Here is a 20,035-nt window from a genome sequence, read left to right on the forward strand (position 1 = left end):
CAGGCGGGAGACCTACCAGGCCTGAGCCAGTGCGCTGGTCGCGGGGGTGAGGCGGTAGCCGGTGTTGGCGGAGAACTCGGCGGACAGGGCGAAGCGATCGCCGCGGACGACGGTGTGGCGCCATTCGACCGGGCGGTTCTGGGTGGTGCCTTGGCGGATGATCGAGAAGACGGCGGCGTCGGGTGGGCAGTGCAGGAGGGTGCGCTCGGTTGGGGTGGGGGTCATTGCGCGGATGTCTTCGCGGCCGTGGTCGAGGCTGATGCCGGTGCGGACGGCGAGCTCGTTGTAGAGGCTCGTGTGGGTGAAGTCGGCGTCGAGCAGCGGTTCGGCGAGGCTCGCCGGGAGCCAGACGCGGTCGTACGCGAGCGGTTCGTCACCGGCGTACCGCAGTCGTTCGAGGTAGACGAGCGGGATCGACTCCTCCAGGCCGAGCCGGGTCGCGATCACGCCGTCCGCGCGGACGTCGAGCGCCCGCACCACGCTGTGTTGCGCCAGCCCGGACGCCTCCACCGACGAGAACAAGCTGTACAGCGCGCCCATCGGCTGCCGAATCTCCGGCACCGCCGCCACCCGCGGCTGCCGGCCCCGCTCGGCCACGATCAACCCGTCCGCCCGCAACTGCCCCAGCGCCTGCCGCACCGTGTGCCGGCTGACGCCGTACTCCTCCACCAGCGCCAACTCACCCGGGAACGCCTCGTCGAACTCCCCACCCCGCAACCGCCGAACCAGCTCCCCCTGCAACTGCTTCCACAACGGCTCCCCGCCCGACCGGTCCAGCACGCCCATTTACCCCTCCGAGTTGCCAAATGTCCGGTCATCTCCTAGCTTAAATGTACGCACATTTTCCGCGAACAGGAGGAGCCGGGCCGATGGTGCAGGTCGACACTAGGTCAAACCGCCCCCGTCCGGTCTCGCCCACGCCCCCCGCGGACACCCCGCTCCCGGACGCCGCCAGCGCGCCGCCTCCTCCGGTTTATCGGCGGGTGGGGGGCGCTTTGTGGCGGTTGCGGGGGTTGGGGGTGGTGTTGGGGCTGACTGCGGTGGCGGTGCCGTTGGGGCGGTTGGTGCCGGTGGTGGGTGGGCCGGTGTTCGGGATTGTGTTGGGGGTGTTGGCGGGGTTGTTGGTGGCGGGGGTGCGGCGGGAGGAGTTCCGGCCGGGGTACGACTTCGCGGCGAAGAACTTGTTGCAGGTGTCGATCGTGGTGCTGGGGACGGGGCTTTCGCTGCAGCAGGTGGCGAAGGTCGGTTGGTCGTCGTTGCCGGTGATGCTGGGGACGCTGGGGCTGGCGCTGGGTGGGGCGTGGGTTTTCGGGCGATTGCTGGGGGTGCGTGGTGACACGCAGATCCTGATCGGCGTGGGGACGGCGATCTGCGGGGGTTCGGCGATCGCGGCGGCGACGGCGGCGATCGGTGCGAAGCGGTCGTCGGTGGCGTACGCGCTGGCGACGATCTTCACGTTCAATGTCGTTGCGGTGTTGACGTTCCCGCCGCTCGGGCACCTGCTCGGCCTGAGCCCGGAGGCGTTCGGGTTGTGGGCCGGTACGGCGATCAACGACACGTCGTCCGTGGTCGCGGCCGGGTACGCGTACAGCCAGGAGGCCGGCGATCAGGCGCTCGTGGTGAAGCTGACGCGTTCGCTGACGCTGATCCCGATCGTGCTCACGCTGGTCGCGCTGAAGATTCGCCGGGAGAACCGGGCGGCGCGAGCGCTCGACGTACCGGGCGCCTCGTACGACGGGTCCACCGCGTCGACGCGAGGTCCGTTGCCGTGGCGGAAGCTGGTCCCGCTGTTCCTGATCGGGTTCATCGCGGCGGCCGGGCTGCGCAGCGCAGGCGCCGTACCGGACGCGTGGCTACCGACGCTGAGCCTGATCGGCACCTGCTTGATCACCGCGGCGCTGGTCGCGATCGGGCTGTCGCTGCGACCGCGGGAGTTGCGCGACGCAGGGCCCAGGCCGCTCGTGCTCGGAGCGATTCTCTGGGCCCTGGTCGCGGTCGGCAGCCTGGTGATTCAGTCCTTCTCGTAAGCGGCCGGGCGGGTCTGCACGGTCTTGATCCGCGGCACGTCGAGCTTGCTGCTGCGGTCGAAGTTGTAGATCCCGTTCTCTTCCTGGAAGACGTCGGTCAGCTGCGTGTAGCAGTAGCCGAACATCAGCGGGTTGTCGAGGAGCGCGTCACACAGCCCGGCGAACCGGCGGTAGAACTCCTCCTCGTCGGCGACCCGCTGGCCGTAACCCCACGAGTCCTTGCTGTTCCCGCTCTTCCCCGCGGCCGCCTTCTCCGCGTTCCACCAGATCCCGCCGAACTCACTGCAGAAGTACGGCTGCCCGGCGTACGCCTGGGAGATCTGCTTGCCATCGTGCCCGCCGCGGTTCTCGAACGGCGTACCGTCCGCGAGACCGGCCATCTCCTGAGCGAACTCGGCCGGGTCCTGCGTGTAGTTGTGCGAGTCCCAGACGTCGGTCTCGGGCACGCGGTGCGAGTAGCCGGAGGCGTCCAGGACCGGGCGAGTGGTGTCGGCGGCCTTCGTGGCCAGGAACATCGCGCGGGTGACGTCGTCCAGCTGGGTGATCCGGTCGTGCAGGTACTGATGCGTCTCGTTCAGCGGGCACCAGCCGATGATGCTCGGGTGGCTGTAGTCGCGCTCCACGGCCTCCAGCCACTGCGCGACGTACGACGCCGTCGGCTGCTGGTTGTCGTCGCTGGTGTCGCCGCCGGAACCCCAGTCGCCGAACTCGCCCCAGACCAGGTACCCGAGCCGGTCCGCGTGGTAGAGGAACCGCTCCTCGAACACCTTCTGGTGCAGGCGCGCGCCGTTGAACCCGGCCGCCAGGCTGAGCTCGATATCCGCGATCAGCGCCGCCTCGGACGGCGCCGTCATCAGGCTCTCCGGCCAGTAGCCCTGGTCCAGCACGAGGCGCTGGAAGACGTGCTTGCCGTTGATCAGGATCGCCTGGCCGTTGATCGACACCGAGCGCAGCCCGGCGTAACTGTCGGCCTGGTCCACAACGTTGCCCTCGGCATCGATCAGCTCGAGGCGGACGTCGTACAGGTGCGGGTCCGCGGTGTCCCAGAGCCGGACGCGATCGGCCGGCACCGGCAGCGTGAGCCGCGGCGCGAGGTCGAGGTCGGCGCGCACCTCGGCGGTCGCGACATCGCCGTCCGCATCCTGCAGGACGGCGCGGACCTTGTAGCCGGGCTTGTTGGCCGACACCGGTACGGCGAGGTGGAACGTCGAGCCGGCGACGTCCGGGGTGATCCGCGGCCGGCCGAGGTGGACCTCGGGAACGGCCTCGAGCCAGACGGTCTGCCAGATGCCCGTCGTCCGGGTGTAGAGGCAGCCGTAGTTGCCGTACTGGTTGGTCTGCTTGCCGCGGGCCTGGACGGAGTGCCGGGTGTCCCGCGCGCGGACGACGATCGTCGCCTGCTCGCCGGGCTGCGCGACGTCCTTCAGGTTGGCGCTGAACGGCGTGAAACCGCCGCGGTGCCGGACGACCTCGACGCCGTTCACCCACACGGTCGCGTCGTGGTCGACGGCCTGGAAGTTCAGGACGGCGTTCTTCCCGCTCCACTCGGCCGGGACGGTGATCGTCGTCCGGTACCAGACCGCCTCGAGGAAGTCGACGTCCGCGATCCCGGAGAGCTCGGTCTCCGGCGCGAACGGCACCGTGATGCGCTGCGCCAGCTCCCGATCCCGGACGCCGCGCTCGAGGCCGCTGTCCCCCCGATCGGTCTCGAACTGCCATTCGCCGTTCAGATTCACCCACTCCGCCCGAACGAACTGGGGACGCGGGTACTCGGCACGTGGCTGGGTCATCGGAAACTCCCGAGGCAGGTGGTGGTGACGGGCCGCCAACGACAGTACAACGTTGGAATCCAGCCTGGCAACGGTGGACAACGACATCCGGACGGCCCGGGGTCTCCACGCCGGGGTGACCCCGGCGCAACCGCCTTCCGAACACTCGGACAATTCGACCTGGGTGCTACGGCGACCGAATTTACGACGGCGTTCATCCACGGCTTCCCCGAGCCGCGACACACATCGCAAAGAATCAAGGCTCCTTTGTCGGACGAACAATTCTGGAGCGAAAGTGAAGAAGTTGCTCATGACCGTTGCCGCGGCGGCGATCATCAGTGCCGGCGCAGTCGTCACGGCGCCCACAGCCACCGCATCACCGCTGCGCTACTACACCACCTTCTACGGCGGCGACACCTATTCGAAGTGCCTGAGCCGCGGTTACCAGGGCATGCGGAACAACGAATGGTACGACTTCCTCTGTGAATTGGAGAGCTACGGCACCGACCTTTACATCAAGGTCCGCGCCTAATCATTCGGCCGGCCGAACAACCCCGCGTTGAGGAACTCGACGCCGAACGTCCCCGCCCGGTCGGAGCGCACACCACGCGTCTCGACCGGGCGCAGGGAAGTCCGCCGCCGCGGCGCTCGTCCGATCACCGCGCGTTGGCCGACACCGCCGAGTTCTATTCGAGGCCGAGTAGGCGGGCGCCGTTGGACCAGCAGACGGCGCGGAGCCAGTCGTCGTCCAGGTGCAGGTTGGTCAGGGCTTGGAGTTGGGTGGCGTAGGGGTAGGGGATGTTGGGGAAGTCGGTGCCGAGGACGATGCGGTCCTGGAGGTCGGCGAGGCGGGGGATGAGGTCGCGGGGGAAGGGCATCAGGGCCTCGGTGAAGGGGGTGAGGGCCATGGTGGTGTCGAGGTGGACGTTCGGGTAGGTGGTGAGGGCGAGGTGTTCGGCGTACTCGGGCATGCCGAGGTGGGCGATGACGGCGGTGAGGGTGGGGTGGTTCCTGAGGACTTCGCCCATTGGGCCGGGGCCGGTGTGGCGGCCGGGGATGGGGCCGGAGCCGCAGTGGACGACGACGGGGACGGCGGCCTCGGCGAGCTGGCCCCAGACGTCGTTGAGCTCGGGGTCGCGTGGGTCGTAGCCGCCGACCTGGATGTGGACCTTGAAGATGCGGGTGCCCAGCTCGAGGGCCTCGCGGACGTACGCCGCCGCGCCCGGCTCCGGGTAGAACGTGCCGCTCGGCACGCAGCCCGGCGTCGACGCCGCGAAGTCGCGCGCCCAGGCGTTCAGCCAGGCCGCCATGTCCGGCTTGTGCGGGTACACGAGCGCCGGAAAGGCCCGAACTCCTAACTCCTGCAGGGTTTTGACCCGCTCCTCGACCGACGTCCGATAGGTGATCGGCCACGCTGTGCCGTAATGCGTCGCCGCCTGGTCGAAGTACGCCCAGACCGCGTTCATCACCTGCTCGGGCAGGAAGTGCACATGGACGTCGACCAGCCCGTCCAGCCCCAGCCCGGCCCACCAGGCCGGTACGTCGTCGTCGTGCATGACCTCAGCGTTTCTCCGCCTGGTCGGCGAGCCAGAGGTTGATCAGGCCGTGGAAGTGCGCCTGGAACTTCTCCTGCTCGTCGGCGGGGTAGGTCGCGACGACGGTCTCGCGGAGGATGCGCTCGAACTCGTCGCCGCTGAACCAGTCGCGGACGCGGGCGTCGAAGTCCGGCAGGTTCTCGGCGCACCACTCGTGGTACTTGGCGGTCTCGAAGTGCTCGTCGGCCAGCGCGAGGTAGGCCTCGATCTTGGCGTCGTAGTCGAGGGACTCGTCGTCCGCGATCGCGAAGTACCGATCGGTTTTCAGGTCGACGGACGAGCGCCGGCCGGTGGCGAGGCTGAAGACGGACCACTTGACCAGGGCGCTGATCGCCCAGGGGAAGTAGTAGTGCAGCGAGGTGACGGCGACGTCCGGGCAGGCGTTGGCGTAGTCGATCGGGTGCACCGAGTCGCCGCGGACGAGCATCTCGCAGGAGTTGAACTCCCAGCCGAAGAAGGCGTTCACGATCCGGCTGATCGCGACCGCCTGGTGGCCGGCCGACGGGCTGAGGAAGTTGTGCGAGACGGCGTACCGGTTGTGCATCGGCTCGTCGGGACGGAAGTCCATCACCATCGTCTCGGCGCCGATCGACAGCGCGCGGGCGAACTTGTCGTAGTCGATCGTCGCCTGCAGGTGCATCAGCATCTCGCCGGACTGGTCATAGGCGTGGTGCAGGTCGACCTTGTCGTTGATCCGGGAGACGCCGCGCCAGCCGCCGCCGTCGAACGGCTTCATGTACAGCGGGTAGCCGAGGTCCTCGGCGATCGCGTCCAGGTCGAAGGTCTTGTTGTACTTGGCCGACGTGTAGGCCCAGCGGACGTTGTCGACCGGGTTCTTGTACGGGACCAGCACGGTTTTCGGGATCTTCAGGCCGAGCCGGAGCATCGCGCAGTACGCCGAGTGCTTCTCCATCGACTGGAACGTGAACGGCGAGTTCAGCAGGTAGGTGCCGTTCATCAGCGCGGCCTTCTTCAGCCACTCGCGCGGGTGGTAGTACCAGTACGCGAGCCGGTCGATCACCAGCCCGACCTTGACCGGATCGTTCAGGTCGAACGGCTCGATCGTCAGCCGCTCGGCCGCGAACTCGTGGTTGCCGACCGGCCCCACCCGTCGTAACAGGGCTTCGAAGGCCTGCGGCCAGTCCTCCTCGGCGCCGAGCAGAAGTCCGATCAGATGGCGAGAGCGGTCAGCCACAACAAGCTCCTTAGACGAACCGAGGTAGGTGGTGGGCGATCTGCTGGCGCCACCAGGGCCAGTCGTGCGCTACGTCGTACCCCCATTGGTCGAGCTCATGCGGGATGCCCTTCGCGGTCAGGACGCCGTCGATCGCGCGGGCCGACGGCAACGAGCCGGTCGGGTGCGTCTCCCAGTCGCCCTGGCCGACCGTGAGTACGACGAACAGGCGGCGGCGCAGCCAGTCCAGGTGGTCGCCCTCGAGGTTCGGCAGGTAGTCGGCCGGGTTGTTGAAGTACGTCGCCTCGCCGCGCTCACCCCAGGCGTGCCAGCTGGCGGCGTCGTAGTTGCCCGACTGGCAGATCGCGACCGGGAACAGGTCGGCGCGTTTGAACGCGAAGTTGAGCGCGTGGAAGGCGCCCAGGCTGCAGCCGGTGGTGATGATGTCGCTCGCGCCCGGAGTGTCCCGCCCGATCGCCGGGACCACCTGGTCCAGGATCCAGGACTCGTAGCCGCCGTGCCGGCGCGCCCGGTCCTCCAGCTGGATACTCCGGTCCGACCAGCTCAGGTGGTCGTAGGAGTCGACGCAGTACAGCTTCACGCGGCCGGCCTCGATCAGCCCGGCGACGGCGTCCACCATGCCGTTGTTCTCGTAGTCCCAGGCCCGGCCCTGCTCACTGGGGAACACCAGCACCGGACGGCCGTAGTGCCCGTACCGGATCAGCGTTCCGCGCCGGTCAAGCCCCGGCGCGTCGAGTTCGACCTGCTCTCGCTCCATGCCTCACCCCCGCACTAGTGTCCCGTCCGACACCCTGCCATGTCTTCACCTGGTTTGCCTCTGCTCAGCGCGTCCCGCTGCCGGACCGAGGACGGCGACGATTACAGCGAGTACTGCGACGCCGCCCAGTGCCGTCGGCAACGACCAGACACTGGACGCCGCGCCGACCGCGGCCGGGCCGAGCAGGAAGCCCAGGTACGCGATCGTGGTGACGGTCGAGATGGCGCTCGCCCGGCGCTCCGGCCCGGCCCAGGCGCCGGCCATTCCGATGATGGTCGGTGCGCAGACCGACGTACCGAGGCCGGCGACGGCGATACCGACCAGCGCGAGCCAGGCGCTACCGGCGACTGCGGCCAGCGCGCTGCCCAGTGCGGCGACCAGACCACCGATCACCAGCAGCCGGGCCGGCTGAACGCGGCGGAGCAGTGCGTTCCCGCTGATCCGGCCGGTGGCTGCAGCGGCGGCGAAGACGGCCGGTGCGCTGGAGGCGAGCGCAGGCGCCGCACCGAGCGTGGTGTCGAGGTGGACGGCGCTCCAGCTCTGCCAGGCGTTCTCCACGACGAACGCGAGCGCGCACAGCCCACCGAACACCAGTAGCGCCGGTTCGAACCGTCGCGGCGCCTTCTCGGCCACAACCGGCTTGATCCGGGTAGAGCCCGGGGCCAGCAGCACTGCGGTCAGTACGGCGATCAGAATCGCGACTCCACCGAGCACGGGCAGCGCACCGGCCCCGGCCGCGCGCAGACCCGCCGTACTGAGGCTGGCGACCACCACAGCGATCGAGAACAGCCCGTGCCCGAGGTTCATCAGCGGTCGGCCGGTCTCCGCCTCCGCACTGGAGCCGGTCGCGTTGATCGCCACATCGGTCGCACCGGACGTCGCACCGAGCAGAAACAGCGCACCGCCCAGCCCGACCGCCGAACCAGCCAGCGCGGGCAGCACACCACACACTGCGAACAGCAGCACGGTCACTGGCAGTACGACGCCACCGAAGCGGTCAATCAAGTAGCCGGTGAATCGCATCGAGCACAGCGCGCCCAGACCGACCATCAGCAACGCCGCACCGAGCTGGGCGTCGGTGACACCCGCCTCAGCCTTCACCGCGGGGAGTGCGGCGCCCCACGCTCCCCAGAACAGGCCGAACGCACCGAACCCCGCGAGTGTTTTGACCACCCGCTCGACACTAACTCCAGACGCGGTTCAGCAGCCCGGTCAGATCTGGGTCGAGGACGTCGCGCCAGGCGGTGAAGTTGTGCATGTCCGGGGTCTCGTCGAACTCGACGTCGAGGCCGAGCTCCGCCAGGTGAGCGGCCATCACCCGGTTGTTGTGCACGTTCTCCTCGGTCGCGCCGGCGGTCATCGCGACGGCCGGCGTACTCGGGAAGCTCGTTGCCGCCAGCACCTGGCCGACGAACCCGGTCACCTCGGCATAGAACTCGAACCGCGACTCCTGCGGGTCGGTCTCGAGGGTGAAGAACGAGCCGGACTGCAGGAACAGCCCGTCGAACGAGCCCGGCTGCTGCCACTCGGCGTACAGGGCGGCGAGCGCGCCCAGGCTGGCGCCCATCATGACCGGCTGCCTGCTCTTGTACTGCGTTTGGAGCGTCGGAAGGACCTGCTGCGTGAGGGCTTCGGCGTACTGCGGGTTGGCGGCGTACCAGAGGTTGCGAGCGGTCGGCCGGATCAGTGCGAGCCGGAACGGCGGCAGCGTGGAGTCGGCGACCATGGCTCCGGCGTAGTGCGTCAGACCGGCGTACGTCGCGAACTCCGGCCCGTCGTGCGACAGCAGCAGCGGCAGCTCGAACGCGGGGGTGATCCCCTCCGGCGCCCACACCTGGACGTCGATCGGCCCGACCGGCGACTCGACCGTCAACGGCGTCAGCGTCGACGCGACCGGCTGGACGCCGATCCACTCCGGCTCGACGTACCCCGGCAGCGGCAACCAGGAGTGATCCCCGAAGGCCCCGCCGACGACCCGCGGATTGGTCGGATCGGTCCGCATCCCCAGATCCGCGATGTCGAACAGGTACTCCATCCGGTGCACGGACGGCCGCGCCAACCGCAGCTCCCACCCGTACTCGACCGGCTTGAACTCCAGCAGCTCGGCCGCCAGCCCCAACTCCTGCCACAGCCGGACGCCGGTGAAGGCGTGCGCGGCGTCACCGAGGCGGAACACCACCTCGGCTCCCTCGACCGCGCTCACGACTCCAGGCATCCTCGAACGGTACCCGGAGAAAAGCTGCCATGAGGTGTCAGTGATCACCGCCTATGGTGATCAGGTGGTCGATCTCACGGACATCAGGGCAGCCACCGCCGACCTGCCGCGCAGCTACGAAGTGCTGGTCCGGGACCGGATCAAGTTCCGCGTCGGCCGGATCGTCTACCTCGCGGTCGCGCCCGACGAACAGACGATCGGCATCGGCTTCCCCCGCGAAGAGCGCCCCGCGGCCCTCGCCGCCGAGCCGGACAAGTTCCTCCCGCCCTCCAAGGCGGACGAGCGCTACCGGTGGATCGTCGTCCGCCTGGCCGCCATCGAGTACGACGAACTGCGTGAGCTCGTCCTCGACGCCTGGTCGATGTGCGTACCCAAGAAGGTCCGGACGGAGTTCCTGGCCGGTCGATGACACACCGCTGTCACCAGCGCACGGAGTGCCGTACGTTGTCCCCTCGACCGTGAGGAGCTGGGGGAGAAATGGCCGAGGTGCCGCGCGGGTTCAATCGGCTGGTCCGGGTGCTCGAAGAGGTCTACGAGCGGCGCAGCCTGCAGCGGAAGTCGCGGCGCAGCCTGCGCTACAAACGGGACGAAGCGCTGCCGATCTTCGCCTGCGTGAGCGACCCGCTCGAGCCCGAGCGGCCCGCGCCGGAAGGGCAGCCGCCGGTGCCCGTCGTCCTGCGGATGCTGGCCGACCGGCTCCGGCCCGCAGGGGCGAAATCACCTGAGCTGCAGGTACCGCATGTAGCGCTCGGCCTGGAGGACACGTCGCCGCCCGCGGGCCCCGACGAGAAGCTGCAGGAGGTGTCGCTCGCGGAGCTGGACGAGCTCGTCCACCTGCTCGACCGGGCCACCGACGGGTTCAAGGACAACCGGGCCGGCGGGTACGACTTCCCGCGGTACGACCTGGTCCGCTGGCTGATGCGGCAGAGCTTCGACGCAAAGGAGTCCCGACCGCGGACGCAGGTACGCCGGGCGCTGTACCGGCGTGCGGTCGGCGGTGCCGCGGACGGCGACGGCGTGTGGGCGCGCATCCAGGGCCAGCTGCCGTTGTGGCTCCAGCCGTTGACGTTCTGGCTGCTGCCCGGGTTCTTCTGGTTGCGGCACAGCGGTCGGGTTCCGGCCGTGTCCGCCCAGTACCGCTGGCTGCGGAACCAGCCGTACATCGCGCGCGGCGACGACAAACTCTTCGAGCTGGCCCTGCGCATCACTGGTGACGATTGGCGCAGACACGATCCTGAGCGGTTCGCCGGGCTGCTCGTGAACGCCGTCCTGGACGATCTGCGAGCCGGGTTCCGACCGATCGAATGGATGCACAAGTACCGCGCCACGCACCCGGTCCTGCTGGTCGGCCCGATCAGCCGGACGAACGGCGGCTATCTCCTGGTCCGGATGGTCGCCGAGGTCCGCAACGACATCAAGCGCTTCGACCCGCTGCTGCTGGTCACCGCGGGCCGGAAGATCCCGCCGCTCGCGCTGGAGCCGGAAACCGCCAAACCGAACGAGAGCCTGGCCCAATGGCGTGGCCGCAAACAGCGCGAGAGCCTGCGCCGCCGGATCGGCGCCTGGCTCCTGGTCTTCCCGATCGGCGCGAGTCAAACTCCGAGGCGGCTCGGCCGCGCCGCTCCGCCCGCGGCGACCGAGCCCGAGGTCCCGGTGACGTTCAAACGGAGCATCGGTCCGCGCTGGCGGCGCCGGACCGGTGGCTGGCTGATCATCGCGACCGTGGTCGCCCTGATCGCGGGAACGTACGCCGGGTTCGGCGTCCTCCACGACCAGCGGCACTGCGGCGGCGACGGGTTCACCTGGCTCGGGATCGAGGCGCAGGACCAGTCGGTGGCCAAGGTGGACGGCGATTGCGTCGGGCTCACCGACGGCACCAACGAGCTGTTGTTCCCGAGTCAGTCGTTCGCGCCGGTGCGGGCCAAGATCCTCGAGCAGAACCAGCAGGCCACCGAGCTGAGCGAGCGGGAGCCCGAGCGGCCGGTGATCACGCTGGTCTTCATGGCCTCGGCCAACGAGCGCTCACTGAGCGCGGGCGTGTTCACGGCCGAGCGCGAGCAGCTGGCGGGGCTGGCGGTCGCGCAAGCCGTTCAACTGAGCAAACCGACTCAGCGCTACGAGCCGATCCTGCGGGTGCTGATCGCGAACGCCGGCCCGCGTTTCCGGCATGCCGATCGGGTGGCGGACCAGCTCGGCGCGCTCGCCGCGAAGGATCCGACCATCGTCGCCGTGGTCGGGCTGGTCGAGAGCCGGCAGGCCACCCAGACGATGATCCGCAAACTCGCCGCGGTCGGGCTGCCGACCGTCGCCGCGACCTTGACCGCGGACCAGATGGTCGACGTGAGCCGGATGTACCTGCAGATCAGCCCGCAGAACCGGCGCGAGGCGGCCGTCGCGGCGGCGTACGTCCAGGATCGGCTCCGGACCGGCAAGAGCCCGTTCGGGCAGCCGCTGCAGCGCGACGTGACCGTTTACAAGTCCGACGACCCGGCCGACACCTACAGCCAGAACCTGGCGACGGACCTCCTGCAGGAGTTCCGGAAGGCCGGGATTCCCGGCCGGGCCGTGGACTACAGCCCGCAGGGCAACAGCCTGGACGCCAACCAGGCCGGGCGGGACGCGTGCGACCGCAAGGGCGTCGTCTTCTTCGCCGGTCGCGGGCAGGTCGACTTCCAGGCGTTCCTCGGCGGTGTCCAGGACCGCTGCCGCGCGAACCCGCCGTACATCATCGGCGGGGACGACGTGACGAAGTACGTCGCCGATCGCGAGGTGAGCGGCCTGAACCGGTCGACCCCGTTCCAGTACCTCGCGCTCGCGCTGGCGCCCGATCTGCGGGCCGACCCGGCGCCGGAGTCCAGCGACTTCTACGCACGGCTAGCGAACATGTTCCAGTACGAGACGACCGACCGCGGACGCAGCCTGGACGGGCATGCGGCCTTGAGCTACGACGCGGCGTACATCGTCGTGCTGGCGGCGAGTTGGCTGCAGCGCGACAGTATCGCCGTCAACGGCGGGACGATCTTGTCGGCACTGCAGTCGATCACCGACTCCGACGGCGCCAAACGGGCCTACCAGGGCGTCACCGGGCCGATCGACTTCGGCGGCAGCGTCGCGCGGCGGGTGCCGGTGGACAAGCCGGTGGCGATCGTCACCTTCGAGCAGGGCAGGCCCGTGCCCAGGGCAACGATCGTGTGCGGTCCGCGAGCCGAGTCGCCGGCCTGGTGCCCGGTCGACTAGTCCTTCGGGAGGACCTGAAGATGCTACCGACGGCCGATGGGGAGCGGCGTTTCGTCAGCAATCCTTGAGGTATGACCGGGGACTTCTTACCCGAACGCCGCAAGGCTTCGGTGCTCAGCCAGCTGGTGACCGTTGTGCTACTGCTTGTCGCCGCGGGGGTGGCGGCCTGGGTGTTCCTCTAGGACTCCCAGCGGACGTCGGCCTCGCCGGGGCGGACAACGCCGGCCTCGTAGGCGACGACGACGGCCTGGACGCGACTCGACAGGCCCAGCTTGGAGAGCACGCTGCTGACGTGGGTCTTGACCGTGGTCTCGCTGACGAAGAGTTTGGTGGCGAGGTCGCGGTTCGAGAGGCCGCGGGCCATCCAGACCAGGATCTCGCGCTCGCGCTCGCTCAGCTGGGACAGCATCCCGACCCAGCGCGCGTCCGGCTGGGCGGGCGCGCTGGGCGCTGCGCCCCCGACCTGACGCTCGAGCTCGACGCAACGCTCCAGCAGCACCCGAGTGGACGCCGGGTCGACCAGCGAGTCGCCGCGGTGGACGGCGCGGACGGCGGAGACCAGCAGATCGGGATCGGTGTCCTTGAGCAGGAAGCCGGAGGCCCCGGCCCGGACGGCGCTCAGCACGTACGCCTCATCGTCGAACGTGGTCAGCACCAGGACGGCGGGCTTCGACCGGCCGGAGGCCTTGTTCGCCGCGGTGATCCGCTCGGTGGCGACCAGGCCGTCCATCACCGGCATCCGGATGTCCATCAGGACGACGTCCGGGTCGTACTGCTCGATCAGCCGGAGCGCCTCCTCGCCGTCCCCGGCCTGGGCGACCGTGGTCAGGTCCGGCTCGTGGTCGAGGATCATCGCCAGGCCCATCCGGATGACGCCCTGGTCGTCGGCGACCAGGATCCGGATCTGACCCTGCTCGGTCTCCGTCAGCTCTGCGGCGGCAGCCATGCCTGCACTCTCCATCCACCCAGGGGGCCGGCCGCGACGGCGAGGGTGCCGCCGACCGCTGTGGCCCGTTCCCGCATTCCGATCAGCCCGTTGCCGCGGCCGCTCTCGCTCCGCCGGGCGGTCTCCAGCACGTTCACCGGCGGCGGACCGCCGCTGCCGTTGTCGTCGATCGTGAGCAGCTCGCCCTGCGGCCCACTCTGCCAGGTCACTCGCGCGGCGGTCGCCTTCGCGTGCACCATCACGTTGGTCAGCGCCTCCTGGATGATCCGGACGGCGGTCAGCTCGGTGGCCGTGGTGAGCTGCTGCTGCCGGCTCGGGAGCACCATCGCGACGTCGATGCCGACCGCCTTGAGCCGCTCGCCCATCCGGGCGACGTCGTCCAGATCCGGGACGGGCGCCGTCCCGCCGCCGGATCCGGTGGCCAGCTCGCTCCCGGACTGGGCGGTGTTCAGCACCCGCACGGTCTCCCGCATCGCGCTCAGGGCTTCCTTGCCGCTGGCAATGATCCAGCGGATCGCCTCGCGGAGTACCTCGGGCCGCTGGTCGGCGACTCGGTCGGCCGCCTGGGCCCGGATCACCACGGCGCTGACGTGGTGCGAGATGACGTCGTGCAGGTCGCGGGCGATCCGGGTGCGCTCGGCGACCGCGGCCCGCTCGGCCTCGACCGCGCGCAGCCGAACCAGCTCGGCGTTGCGCTGCTCCAGGACGGCGAGGTTCTTCCGCCGCCGGTGGACGTCGGCGCCGAGCAACACCATGCCGCAGATCAGCCCCTCGGCGAACACGAACAGCGACACGTTGATGTAGCTGTAGAGACTCTGCAGGTCGCTCGGCAGATTCTGGTAGCGGGTGCCGTACATGATCGCGCGGTTCGAATGGCCGAGCACGATCGCGACCACGGTCGGCAGCCCGATCATCAGCCCGGCCAGGCTGCCCATCGCGAAGAACCCGCTGACCAGCCGGCGGACGCCGTTCGCCGCGGCGAGGTAGCCGGCCACCAGGAGCGGCGCGAGGTGGATCTCGGACTGCAGCGCGGCGTCCGCGATCTTGGGCTGGCCGAAGACGGCGAACCCGAGCTGCGCGGCCAGGCCGGTGCCGACGGCGGCGTACACGAAGGGGTAGAGGATCGAGACCGCGATCAGTGTCGTCCGCGGACGACGGCGTCCGAAGGCGATGGTCGCGACCAGGAAGACGCCGGTGACGACGGAGACCATCGGGTTGCGGGGACGCAGCCACGTGTCGTTGATCAGCTCCAGCGCGACGAACCAGATGATGCCGGCGCCCGCGGCCAGCAGGAGGTCCTGCTGGAGCTGGGTGAGGCGTCGCCATCGGGTCATGTCGCCCAGCGTAGTCATCCGGTGCTCGATAACGCTTCGTCAGCCCGGTCGGGTAAGTCTCCAACTTTTGGAGGAGTCGGGACGTCCGATCTGATACTCACGGCCTACTTCCGGCCCGCGAGGACGGTCCCTGGGGCCGATGTGGCGACCGTGCCGATCCGAGAGGCTGTACCCCATGACCAACGACCTGCCGCCGCGGCCGAGGCACGCGGTGCGTAAGCGGTCGCTGTCGGTCACGGCGGTCGCCGTCCTGATCACCCTGGTCGGCTCCCTCCTGATCTGGCACACCCAGCTGGGCGAGCTCTTCAAACCCGCCGCGGACAAGGAGCCGGTCGTCTCGGGGCTGAGCGCGCCGCCGGCCGCCGCGCCGCCGACCGCGACGCTGCGGTCGAAGTCGACGCCGTCGACTCCGAAGCCGAAACCGACGCTGCCCAAGGCCACTGTCTCGACGCCGCCGAAGAGCGTCACGCGGAAGCCGAAGCCGGTGCCCAAGAAGACCGCCGAGTACGACGAGGAGAGCCTCGCCGGGCTGGCGCCGAAACTGCGCACCCGGCTGAAGAAGGCGATGGTGACCGCGCGCGCCGACGGCGTCACGATCCGGATCAACTCCGGACGGCGTAGCTACGCCAAGCAGCAGCGGCTCTTCGACGCGGCGGTCGCGAAGTACGGCTCGCGCAAGGCGGCGGCGCGCTGGGTGTTACCGCCCGAGGACTCCGCCCACGTGCACGGCAAGGCGGTCGACATCGCTCCGGCCGCGGCCATGAGCTGGCTGGACAAGAACGGCTACCGCTTCGGCATCTGCCGCCGCTACGACAACGAACCCTGGCACTTCGAGGCGATCACGTCGCCTGGTCGCGCCTGCCCACCCCGTGAACCCCACAGCGTGGCGAAATCCCGATAGTCCGCAACTACCTCCCAGGAGCCGATGATGACGATGACCTACGCACAGCCGCTGCCCCTGCGCTACACGCGCTCCCGGCTCGCCGTCCCCGCGTTGTGGCGGCAGGTGGTTCGGAGCAACGAGAAGACGACGGAGGCAGTCGTGCCCGAGCCGGACCGATCGGCGTACACCCAGCTGGAGATCTACGACGGCGTCCTGGCCGCGTTCGAGCGGCGCGACGAGGTGTCGGCGCTGCTCGCGACCTCGGCCGACCGGGAGACCGCCGTCCGCCGGCTGCGCGCCGAGCTCGGTCTGAGCCTGCTGCAGGCGACCGCGCTGCTCGACCTGCCGCTCACCACCGAGGTTCGGGATCGGATCGCTCACCGCGCGGCCGAGCTCCGGGCGGCGCTCAGCCGCTGAAACTCGCCCGGCCCTCCTGCGTGGTTTGTGTCATGCGGTGAAGATGGAGGGGTGATCACGATCGAGCAGGCCGGGCGACTGCGTCAGGCCGGGGTGCTCTGGGCGCCCTCGGCCGGGGACCGGTTCGTGGTCCCGGACCGGGAGATGGACGACGACGTGTTCGTGGTGAGCGACATGACCGTCGAGGTGCACGACTACCAGGGCAGCAAGGTGATCGGCTTCAACGGCACCACCGAGTGGGCCCTCGACAGCATCGAGCAGCGCGAAGTCATCTGGCTGCCGCGTGAAGAACAGCTACGGGCCTTGCTGGGCGCGCATTTCCAGTCGCTGGCGGCCACGCCTGAGGGGTTCGCCGTCGAGCTGACCGACAGTACGCACACCGCTGCGGACGCCGAACAGGCTTATGCGACCGCGGTCCTGCATCTGGTCGAGAACTAGTTCGGCGTCGTCGGCCGCCAGTACTGCTTCTTGTCCCGGTCCTTCACGGTGAAGCCGAGTTTGGTGACCTCGTCGCGGAGTTCGCGGAGGTCGGCCTTGCCCTTGTCGTCGTCGAAGCTGCGGGCGCGGGCCCGGAGCAGGGCGTTGACGGTCGGCGGCAGCTCGGGCTCGTCCTCGACCCAGCGCCGGAAGCGGCTCTCGTAGGGGTCGGAGTCGGTCCAGGGGTAGCCGTGGGCGCGGAAGGCCTGCGGGATCTGTTTGGCCTCGCCCTTGAGCTGGTCGTGTTTCTCCCGGGCCAGCTCCTTCGAGGTCGCGTCGAGCAGCACGATCTCCTTGCCGTCCAGGAACGCGACCGAGACCTTCGCCCGCGGCACGGACAGCGTCTTCTCGTGTTTGAGGAACTCCACCGACTCGTGGGTGATCGTCACCTTGAGCGTGTCGTCGAGCGCGATCGCGCCGAGCAGGACGCCGGCCAGCCCGCCGACGACCGTGCAGATCAGCACCACCCACCAGGCGTCCCCGCGCCCGATCACCTCGAAGAGCCCCTTCCACGGCACCCAGGGTTTGGTGACTGCCCAGTCGGCGAACCGGGGCAGGAAGAACCCGAGCACGAGCCCGACGACGGGCAGCCCGCCGAACAGGATCAGCTTGTCGAGGGTCGAGTGCCCGATCACGGTCTTCGCCTGCATGCTCAAAAACTAGCGCCCGGGGCGGGAACTTTAGTATCGAACCACGACGACCGAAGGAGACAAGGTGACCGACGGTATCTGGCTGCGCTTCCTGAGTGGCCCGGAGATCGACTCGCTCGGACTGACCCGCACGGAGCTCGTCGACGCGGTCGAGGACGCCGTCCGCGAGCACGGCCTGGGCCGGACCAGCTTCGAACCGCGGGTGCACCTGACGCCGGACAACGGCGGCATCGGCCATTTCAACATCCTCCGCGGGCATCTGGACGGCCTCGGCGAGCACGGCATCAGCGGCGTCAAGGTGGTCGGCGACTTCGTCCCCAACTACCAGCGCGGGCTGCCGAGCGAGCTGGCGATGGCGACGCTGTTCGACCCGACGACCGGCGTCCCGCTCGCCGTCCTGGACGCGACCTTCATCACCGCCGCGCGGACGGGCGCGATGACGACGGTCGGCGCGCGGTACCTGGCGCGGCCGGACAGCAAGATCCTCGCGCACGCCGGCGCCCGCGGGACCGCCTGGTGGAACGTCACGATGCTCGACGATCTGTTCGACCTGGACGAGATCCGGGTGACGTCGCGGCGGCCGGAGTCCCGGGAGAAGTTCGCGGCCGAGCTGTCGGCGGAGTTGTCCACGCCGGTGCGGGTGTTCGCGACGGCCGAGGAGGCGTTCGACGGCGCCGACGTCCTGGTCGAGGCGACGCGGCTGCTGGAGCCCGAGCCGTTGCTGCGGACGGCCGCCGTCCGGCCTGGCGCCTTCGTGGTGCCCTACGGGACGATCAGCGCGGTCGAGCTCGACCTGCTCGACGTGATGGACAAGGTGGTCGTCGACGACTGGCGTGAGGCGCAGTCCGGGCGGTTCGGCGCGCTCCGCCGGCATGTCGACACCGGTCGGCTGTCGCCCGCGAGCCTGTACGCCGAGCTCGGTCAGGTCGTCGCCGGCGCGAAGCCCGGGCGGGAGAACGATGCCGAGCGCAACCTCTTCTGGCATCGCGGCCTGTCGTTACTGGACGTCGCGATCGCACACCTGATCCTGCGTCGCGCCGAGGCGGCCGAGGTCGGCACGATGCTGCGGTTCCACTGATGCTGATCACGAAGCCCGCGGATGTCGACCCGACCAGCCCCGAGCCGATCGAGCTCGCCCAGCCCCTCCTCGACCACTTGGCCGCCGTCCGCGCCGCAGCCCTGACCAGCCTCGCCGCAGGCGACCCCGTCTACGGCGTCAACACCGGCATGGGCGCCCTCAGCAAAGTCCGCCTCACCACCGCCGAACAAGCCGTCCACCAACGCAACCTCCTCCTGGCCCGGGCGGTCGGCGGCCCACCCTGGCTCGACCCCACCGAAACCCGGGCAGTGCTCCTCGCCCGCCTCCGCACCCTCCTCACCGGCGACGCCGCCGTCTCCGTACAGCTCATCGAGCAACTACTAGCCCTCATCAACAGCGGACTGCTACCCCAAATCCCAGCCTCCGGAGCCGGCTCGGCGGGCGAGATCATCCCCCTGGCCCACGCCATGACCCCCCTCATCAGCGGAGCCGCCCAGACCGCCCCCGCCGCCCTCGGCGACGACGAGGGGGTGGATCGGCCTACGGCGTTCGAGCTTGGGCCGAAGGAGGGGATTGCTTTGTTGGCTGGGGTTCCGGGGGCTGCGGGGCGGGCGGCCGTTCAGGTCGCGCGGGCTCGGCGGTTGGCGGATCAGCTCACCTGTGTAGCGGCTGGGGCGATTGCGGTGGTGGGTGCGAACCGGGCGCCGTACGGCGAGTTGCTCGGGCGGGGGGATGCGGTGCTGGCGGGGGAGCTGGGGCGGATTCGGGAGCTGGCGGGGGTGGAGGGGGAGCCGCGGGGGTTGCAGGCTGCCGTTTCGTTTCGGGTGGCAGGGCAGGTGGGGGCTTATGTGCGGCGGGCGATCGGTGATCTGGACGACGCGGTGGAGCGGGCGTTCGCGGGGGTGATGGATTCGCCGGCCTTCCTGGGTGGAGAGTTCGTGGGGACGGCGGGGTTCCACGGGATCGAGCTGACGGCGTACTGCGATCACTTGGTGGTCGCGTTGGCACATGCCGCGGAGGTTTCGGCGGCCCGGCTGCATCGGCTACTCGATCCGAATGTGACGGGGCTGAACGCGCAGCTCGCGTTCGTGCCGGGGCCGCAGGCCGGGTTGGTGGCGGTGCACAAACGGGCGGTGGCGACGACGCATCGGTTACGGCGGTGTGCGCTGCCGACCGGCATCGGGACGGTGGAAACGTCGAACGGCCAGGAAGACGTGCAGAGCTTCTCCTGGGAGGCGGTCGGCAACCTCGCCGAGGCGATCCGCCTGACCCGCGAGGTGACCGCCTGCGAACTGCTCGCCGTCTACCAAGCACACCTGCTCGCGAAGCGCCCGCTCCCGCCCGGCCTGCTCCAGGCGACAGCGGACGTCGTCCCGCCGATCGAGGCCGATCGCCCCTTCGGGGCCGATCTGACCCGCCTGCTGGAGACCGTGCTCGCGCCGTGAGGTTGATCGAAAAAGCGAGCCCGACACGCCGTCCGAGGGTGAGTCGTAA

19 protein-coding genes are annotated in these 20,035 nt (G+C 69.6%); 9 read left to right on the forward strand and 10 right to left on the reverse strand.

Translation table 11 applies throughout. The annotated features are described in order from the left end of the window. Nucleotides 1-12: 12 nt before the first annotated feature. A complete protein-coding gene (locus ACZ6ZD_RS12245; protein ID WP_465671116.1) occupies nt 13-786 on the reverse strand; it encodes a GntR family transcriptional regulator in 774 nt (257 codons plus the stop codon). A 236-nt stretch (nt 787-1,022) separates the two neighbouring features. Between ACZ6ZD_RS12245 and ACZ6ZD_RS12250 the strand changes: the two genes are divergently transcribed. After that, complete coding sequence (locus ACZ6ZD_RS12250) at nt 1,023-2,027, forward strand: YeiH family protein (protein ID WP_465671118.1); 1,005 nt, start codon at nt 1,023-1,025, stop codon at nt 2,025-2,027. Here the strand turns inward: ACZ6ZD_RS12250 and ACZ6ZD_RS12255 are convergent. Then, complete coding sequence (locus ACZ6ZD_RS12255) at nt 2,012-3,817, reverse strand: glycoside hydrolase family 2 protein (RefSeq protein WP_465671120.1); 1,806 nt, start codon at nt 3,815-3,817, stop codon at nt 2,012-2,014. The genes ACZ6ZD_RS12250 and ACZ6ZD_RS12255 overlap by 16 nt on opposite strands. A 274-nt stretch (nt 3,818-4,091) precedes the next feature. Between ACZ6ZD_RS12255 and ACZ6ZD_RS12260 the strand changes: the two genes are divergently transcribed. Continuing rightward, nucleotides 4,092-4,328, forward strand: a complete 237-nt coding sequence (locus ACZ6ZD_RS12260; protein ID WP_465671122.1) for a hypothetical protein — start codon at nt 4,092-4,094, stop codon at nt 4,326-4,328. A gap of 154 nt (nt 4,329-4,482) precedes the next feature. On the opposite strand, the gene ACZ6ZD_RS12265 is transcribed toward ACZ6ZD_RS12260, so the two are convergent. From ACZ6ZD_RS12265 to ACZ6ZD_RS12285, 5 genes are read right to left on the reverse strand one after another with little or no spacing between them, the layout of a single operon-like run. Beyond that, nucleotides 4,483-5,352: an amidohydrolase family protein gene (locus tag ACZ6ZD_RS12265; protein WP_465671124.1), complete on the reverse strand. Its 870-nt coding sequence runs from the start codon at nt 5,350-5,352 to the stop codon at nt 4,483-4,485. A gap of 4 nt (nt 5,353-5,356) precedes the next feature. Then, nucleotides 5,357-6,586, reverse strand: a complete 1,230-nt coding sequence (locus ACZ6ZD_RS12270; RefSeq protein WP_465671126.1) for an ATP-grasp domain-containing protein — start codon at nt 6,584-6,586, stop codon at nt 5,357-5,359. A 10-nt stretch (nt 6,587-6,596) separates the two neighbouring features. Further along, nucleotides 6,597-7,343, reverse strand: coding sequence for an esterase family protein (locus ACZ6ZD_RS12275; RefSeq protein ID WP_465671128.1), 747 nt, complete (start codon nt 7,341-7,343; stop codon nt 6,597-6,599). A 45-nt stretch (nt 7,344-7,388) separates the two neighbouring features. After that, complete coding sequence (locus ACZ6ZD_RS12280; protein WP_465671130.1) at nt 7,389-8,516, reverse strand: MFS transporter; 1,128 nt, start codon at nt 8,514-8,516, stop codon at nt 7,389-7,391. A 10-nt stretch (nt 8,517-8,526) separates the two neighbouring features. Beyond that, entirely contained in the window at nt 8,527-9,558 is a 1,032-nt protein-coding gene (locus ACZ6ZD_RS12285; RefSeq protein WP_465671132.1) for an alpha/beta hydrolase, read from the reverse strand. Between the two features lie 64 nt (nt 9,559-9,622). Here ACZ6ZD_RS12285 and ACZ6ZD_RS12290 point away from each other — a divergent pair, with 64 nt between their 5' ends. Then, on the forward strand, nt 9,623-9,967 hold the full coding sequence (locus tag ACZ6ZD_RS12290; RefSeq protein WP_465671134.1) for an MmcQ/YjbR family DNA-binding protein: 345 nt from the start codon (nt 9,623-9,625) through the stop codon (nt 9,965-9,967). A 68-nt stretch (nt 9,968-10,035) separates the two neighbouring features. After that, a complete protein-coding gene (locus tag ACZ6ZD_RS12295; RefSeq protein ID WP_465671136.1) occupies nt 10,036-12,795 on the forward strand; it encodes a type 1 periplasmic-binding domain-containing protein in 2,760 nt (919 codons plus the stop codon). A gap of 178 nt (nt 12,796-12,973) precedes the next feature. Here ACZ6ZD_RS12295 and ACZ6ZD_RS12300 read toward each other — a convergent pair whose 3' ends face one another. Together ACZ6ZD_RS12300 and ACZ6ZD_RS12305 are read right to left on the reverse strand one after the other, a co-directional pair. Beyond that, nucleotides 12,974-13,741 (reverse strand): response regulator, encoded by a 768-nt coding sequence (locus tag ACZ6ZD_RS12300; RefSeq protein WP_465671138.1) that lies wholly within the window; start codon nt 13,739-13,741, stop codon nt 12,974-12,976. Then, the gene (locus tag ACZ6ZD_RS12305; protein ID WP_465671140.1) at nt 13,720-15,075 is read right to left on the reverse strand and encodes a sensor histidine kinase; all 1,356 of its coding nucleotides are present in this window, start codon (nt 15,073-15,075) and stop codon (nt 13,720-13,722) included. Before ACZ6ZD_RS12305 ends, ACZ6ZD_RS12300 begins: the two co-directional genes overlap by 22 nt. A gap of 175 nt (nt 15,076-15,250) precedes the next feature. Here ACZ6ZD_RS12305 and ACZ6ZD_RS12310 point away from each other — a divergent pair, with 175 nt between their 5' ends. The 3 genes from ACZ6ZD_RS12310 to ACZ6ZD_RS12320 are packed head-to-tail and all read left to right on the forward strand — an operon-like array spanning nt 15,251 to nt 16,813. Continuing rightward, nucleotides 15,251-15,976: a M15 family metallopeptidase gene (locus ACZ6ZD_RS12310; protein ID WP_465671142.1), complete on the forward strand. Its 726-nt coding sequence runs from the start codon at nt 15,251-15,253 to the stop codon at nt 15,974-15,976. Nucleotides 15,977-16,003: 27 nt separating this feature from the next. Next, nucleotides 16,004-16,375, forward strand: a complete 372-nt coding sequence (locus ACZ6ZD_RS12315; protein ID WP_465671144.1) for a hypothetical protein — start codon at nt 16,004-16,006, stop codon at nt 16,373-16,375. A 51-nt stretch (nt 16,376-16,426) separates the two neighbouring features. Further along, nucleotides 16,427-16,813: a pilus assembly protein CpaE gene (locus ACZ6ZD_RS12320; protein WP_465671146.1), complete on the forward strand. Its 387-nt coding sequence runs from the start codon at nt 16,427-16,429 to the stop codon at nt 16,811-16,813. Here ACZ6ZD_RS12320 and ACZ6ZD_RS12325 read toward each other — a convergent pair. Further along, complete coding sequence (locus tag ACZ6ZD_RS12325; RefSeq protein WP_465671148.1) at nt 16,810-17,502, reverse strand: YqeB family protein; 693 nt, start codon at nt 17,500-17,502, stop codon at nt 16,810-16,812. The genes ACZ6ZD_RS12320 and ACZ6ZD_RS12325 overlap by 4 nt on opposite strands. Nucleotides 17,503-17,566: 64 nt before the next feature. Between ACZ6ZD_RS12325 and ACZ6ZD_RS12330 the strand changes: the two genes are divergently transcribed. Both ACZ6ZD_RS12330 and ACZ6ZD_RS12335 read left to right on the forward strand, forming a co-directional pair. Further along, a complete protein-coding gene (locus ACZ6ZD_RS12330; RefSeq protein ID WP_465671150.1) occupies nt 17,567-18,580 on the forward strand; it encodes an ornithine cyclodeaminase family protein in 1,014 nt (337 codons plus the stop codon). Further along, complete coding sequence (locus tag ACZ6ZD_RS12335) at nt 18,580-19,986, forward strand: aromatic amino acid lyase (RefSeq protein WP_465671152.1); 1,407 nt, start codon at nt 18,580-18,582, stop codon at nt 19,984-19,986. The genes ACZ6ZD_RS12330 and ACZ6ZD_RS12335 overlap by 1 nt, the downstream gene beginning before the upstream one ends. The last annotated feature ends 49 nt before the right edge of the window (nt 19,987-20,035 follow it).

It is taken from the genome of Kribbella sp. NPDC104218 (assembly GCF_055584105.1).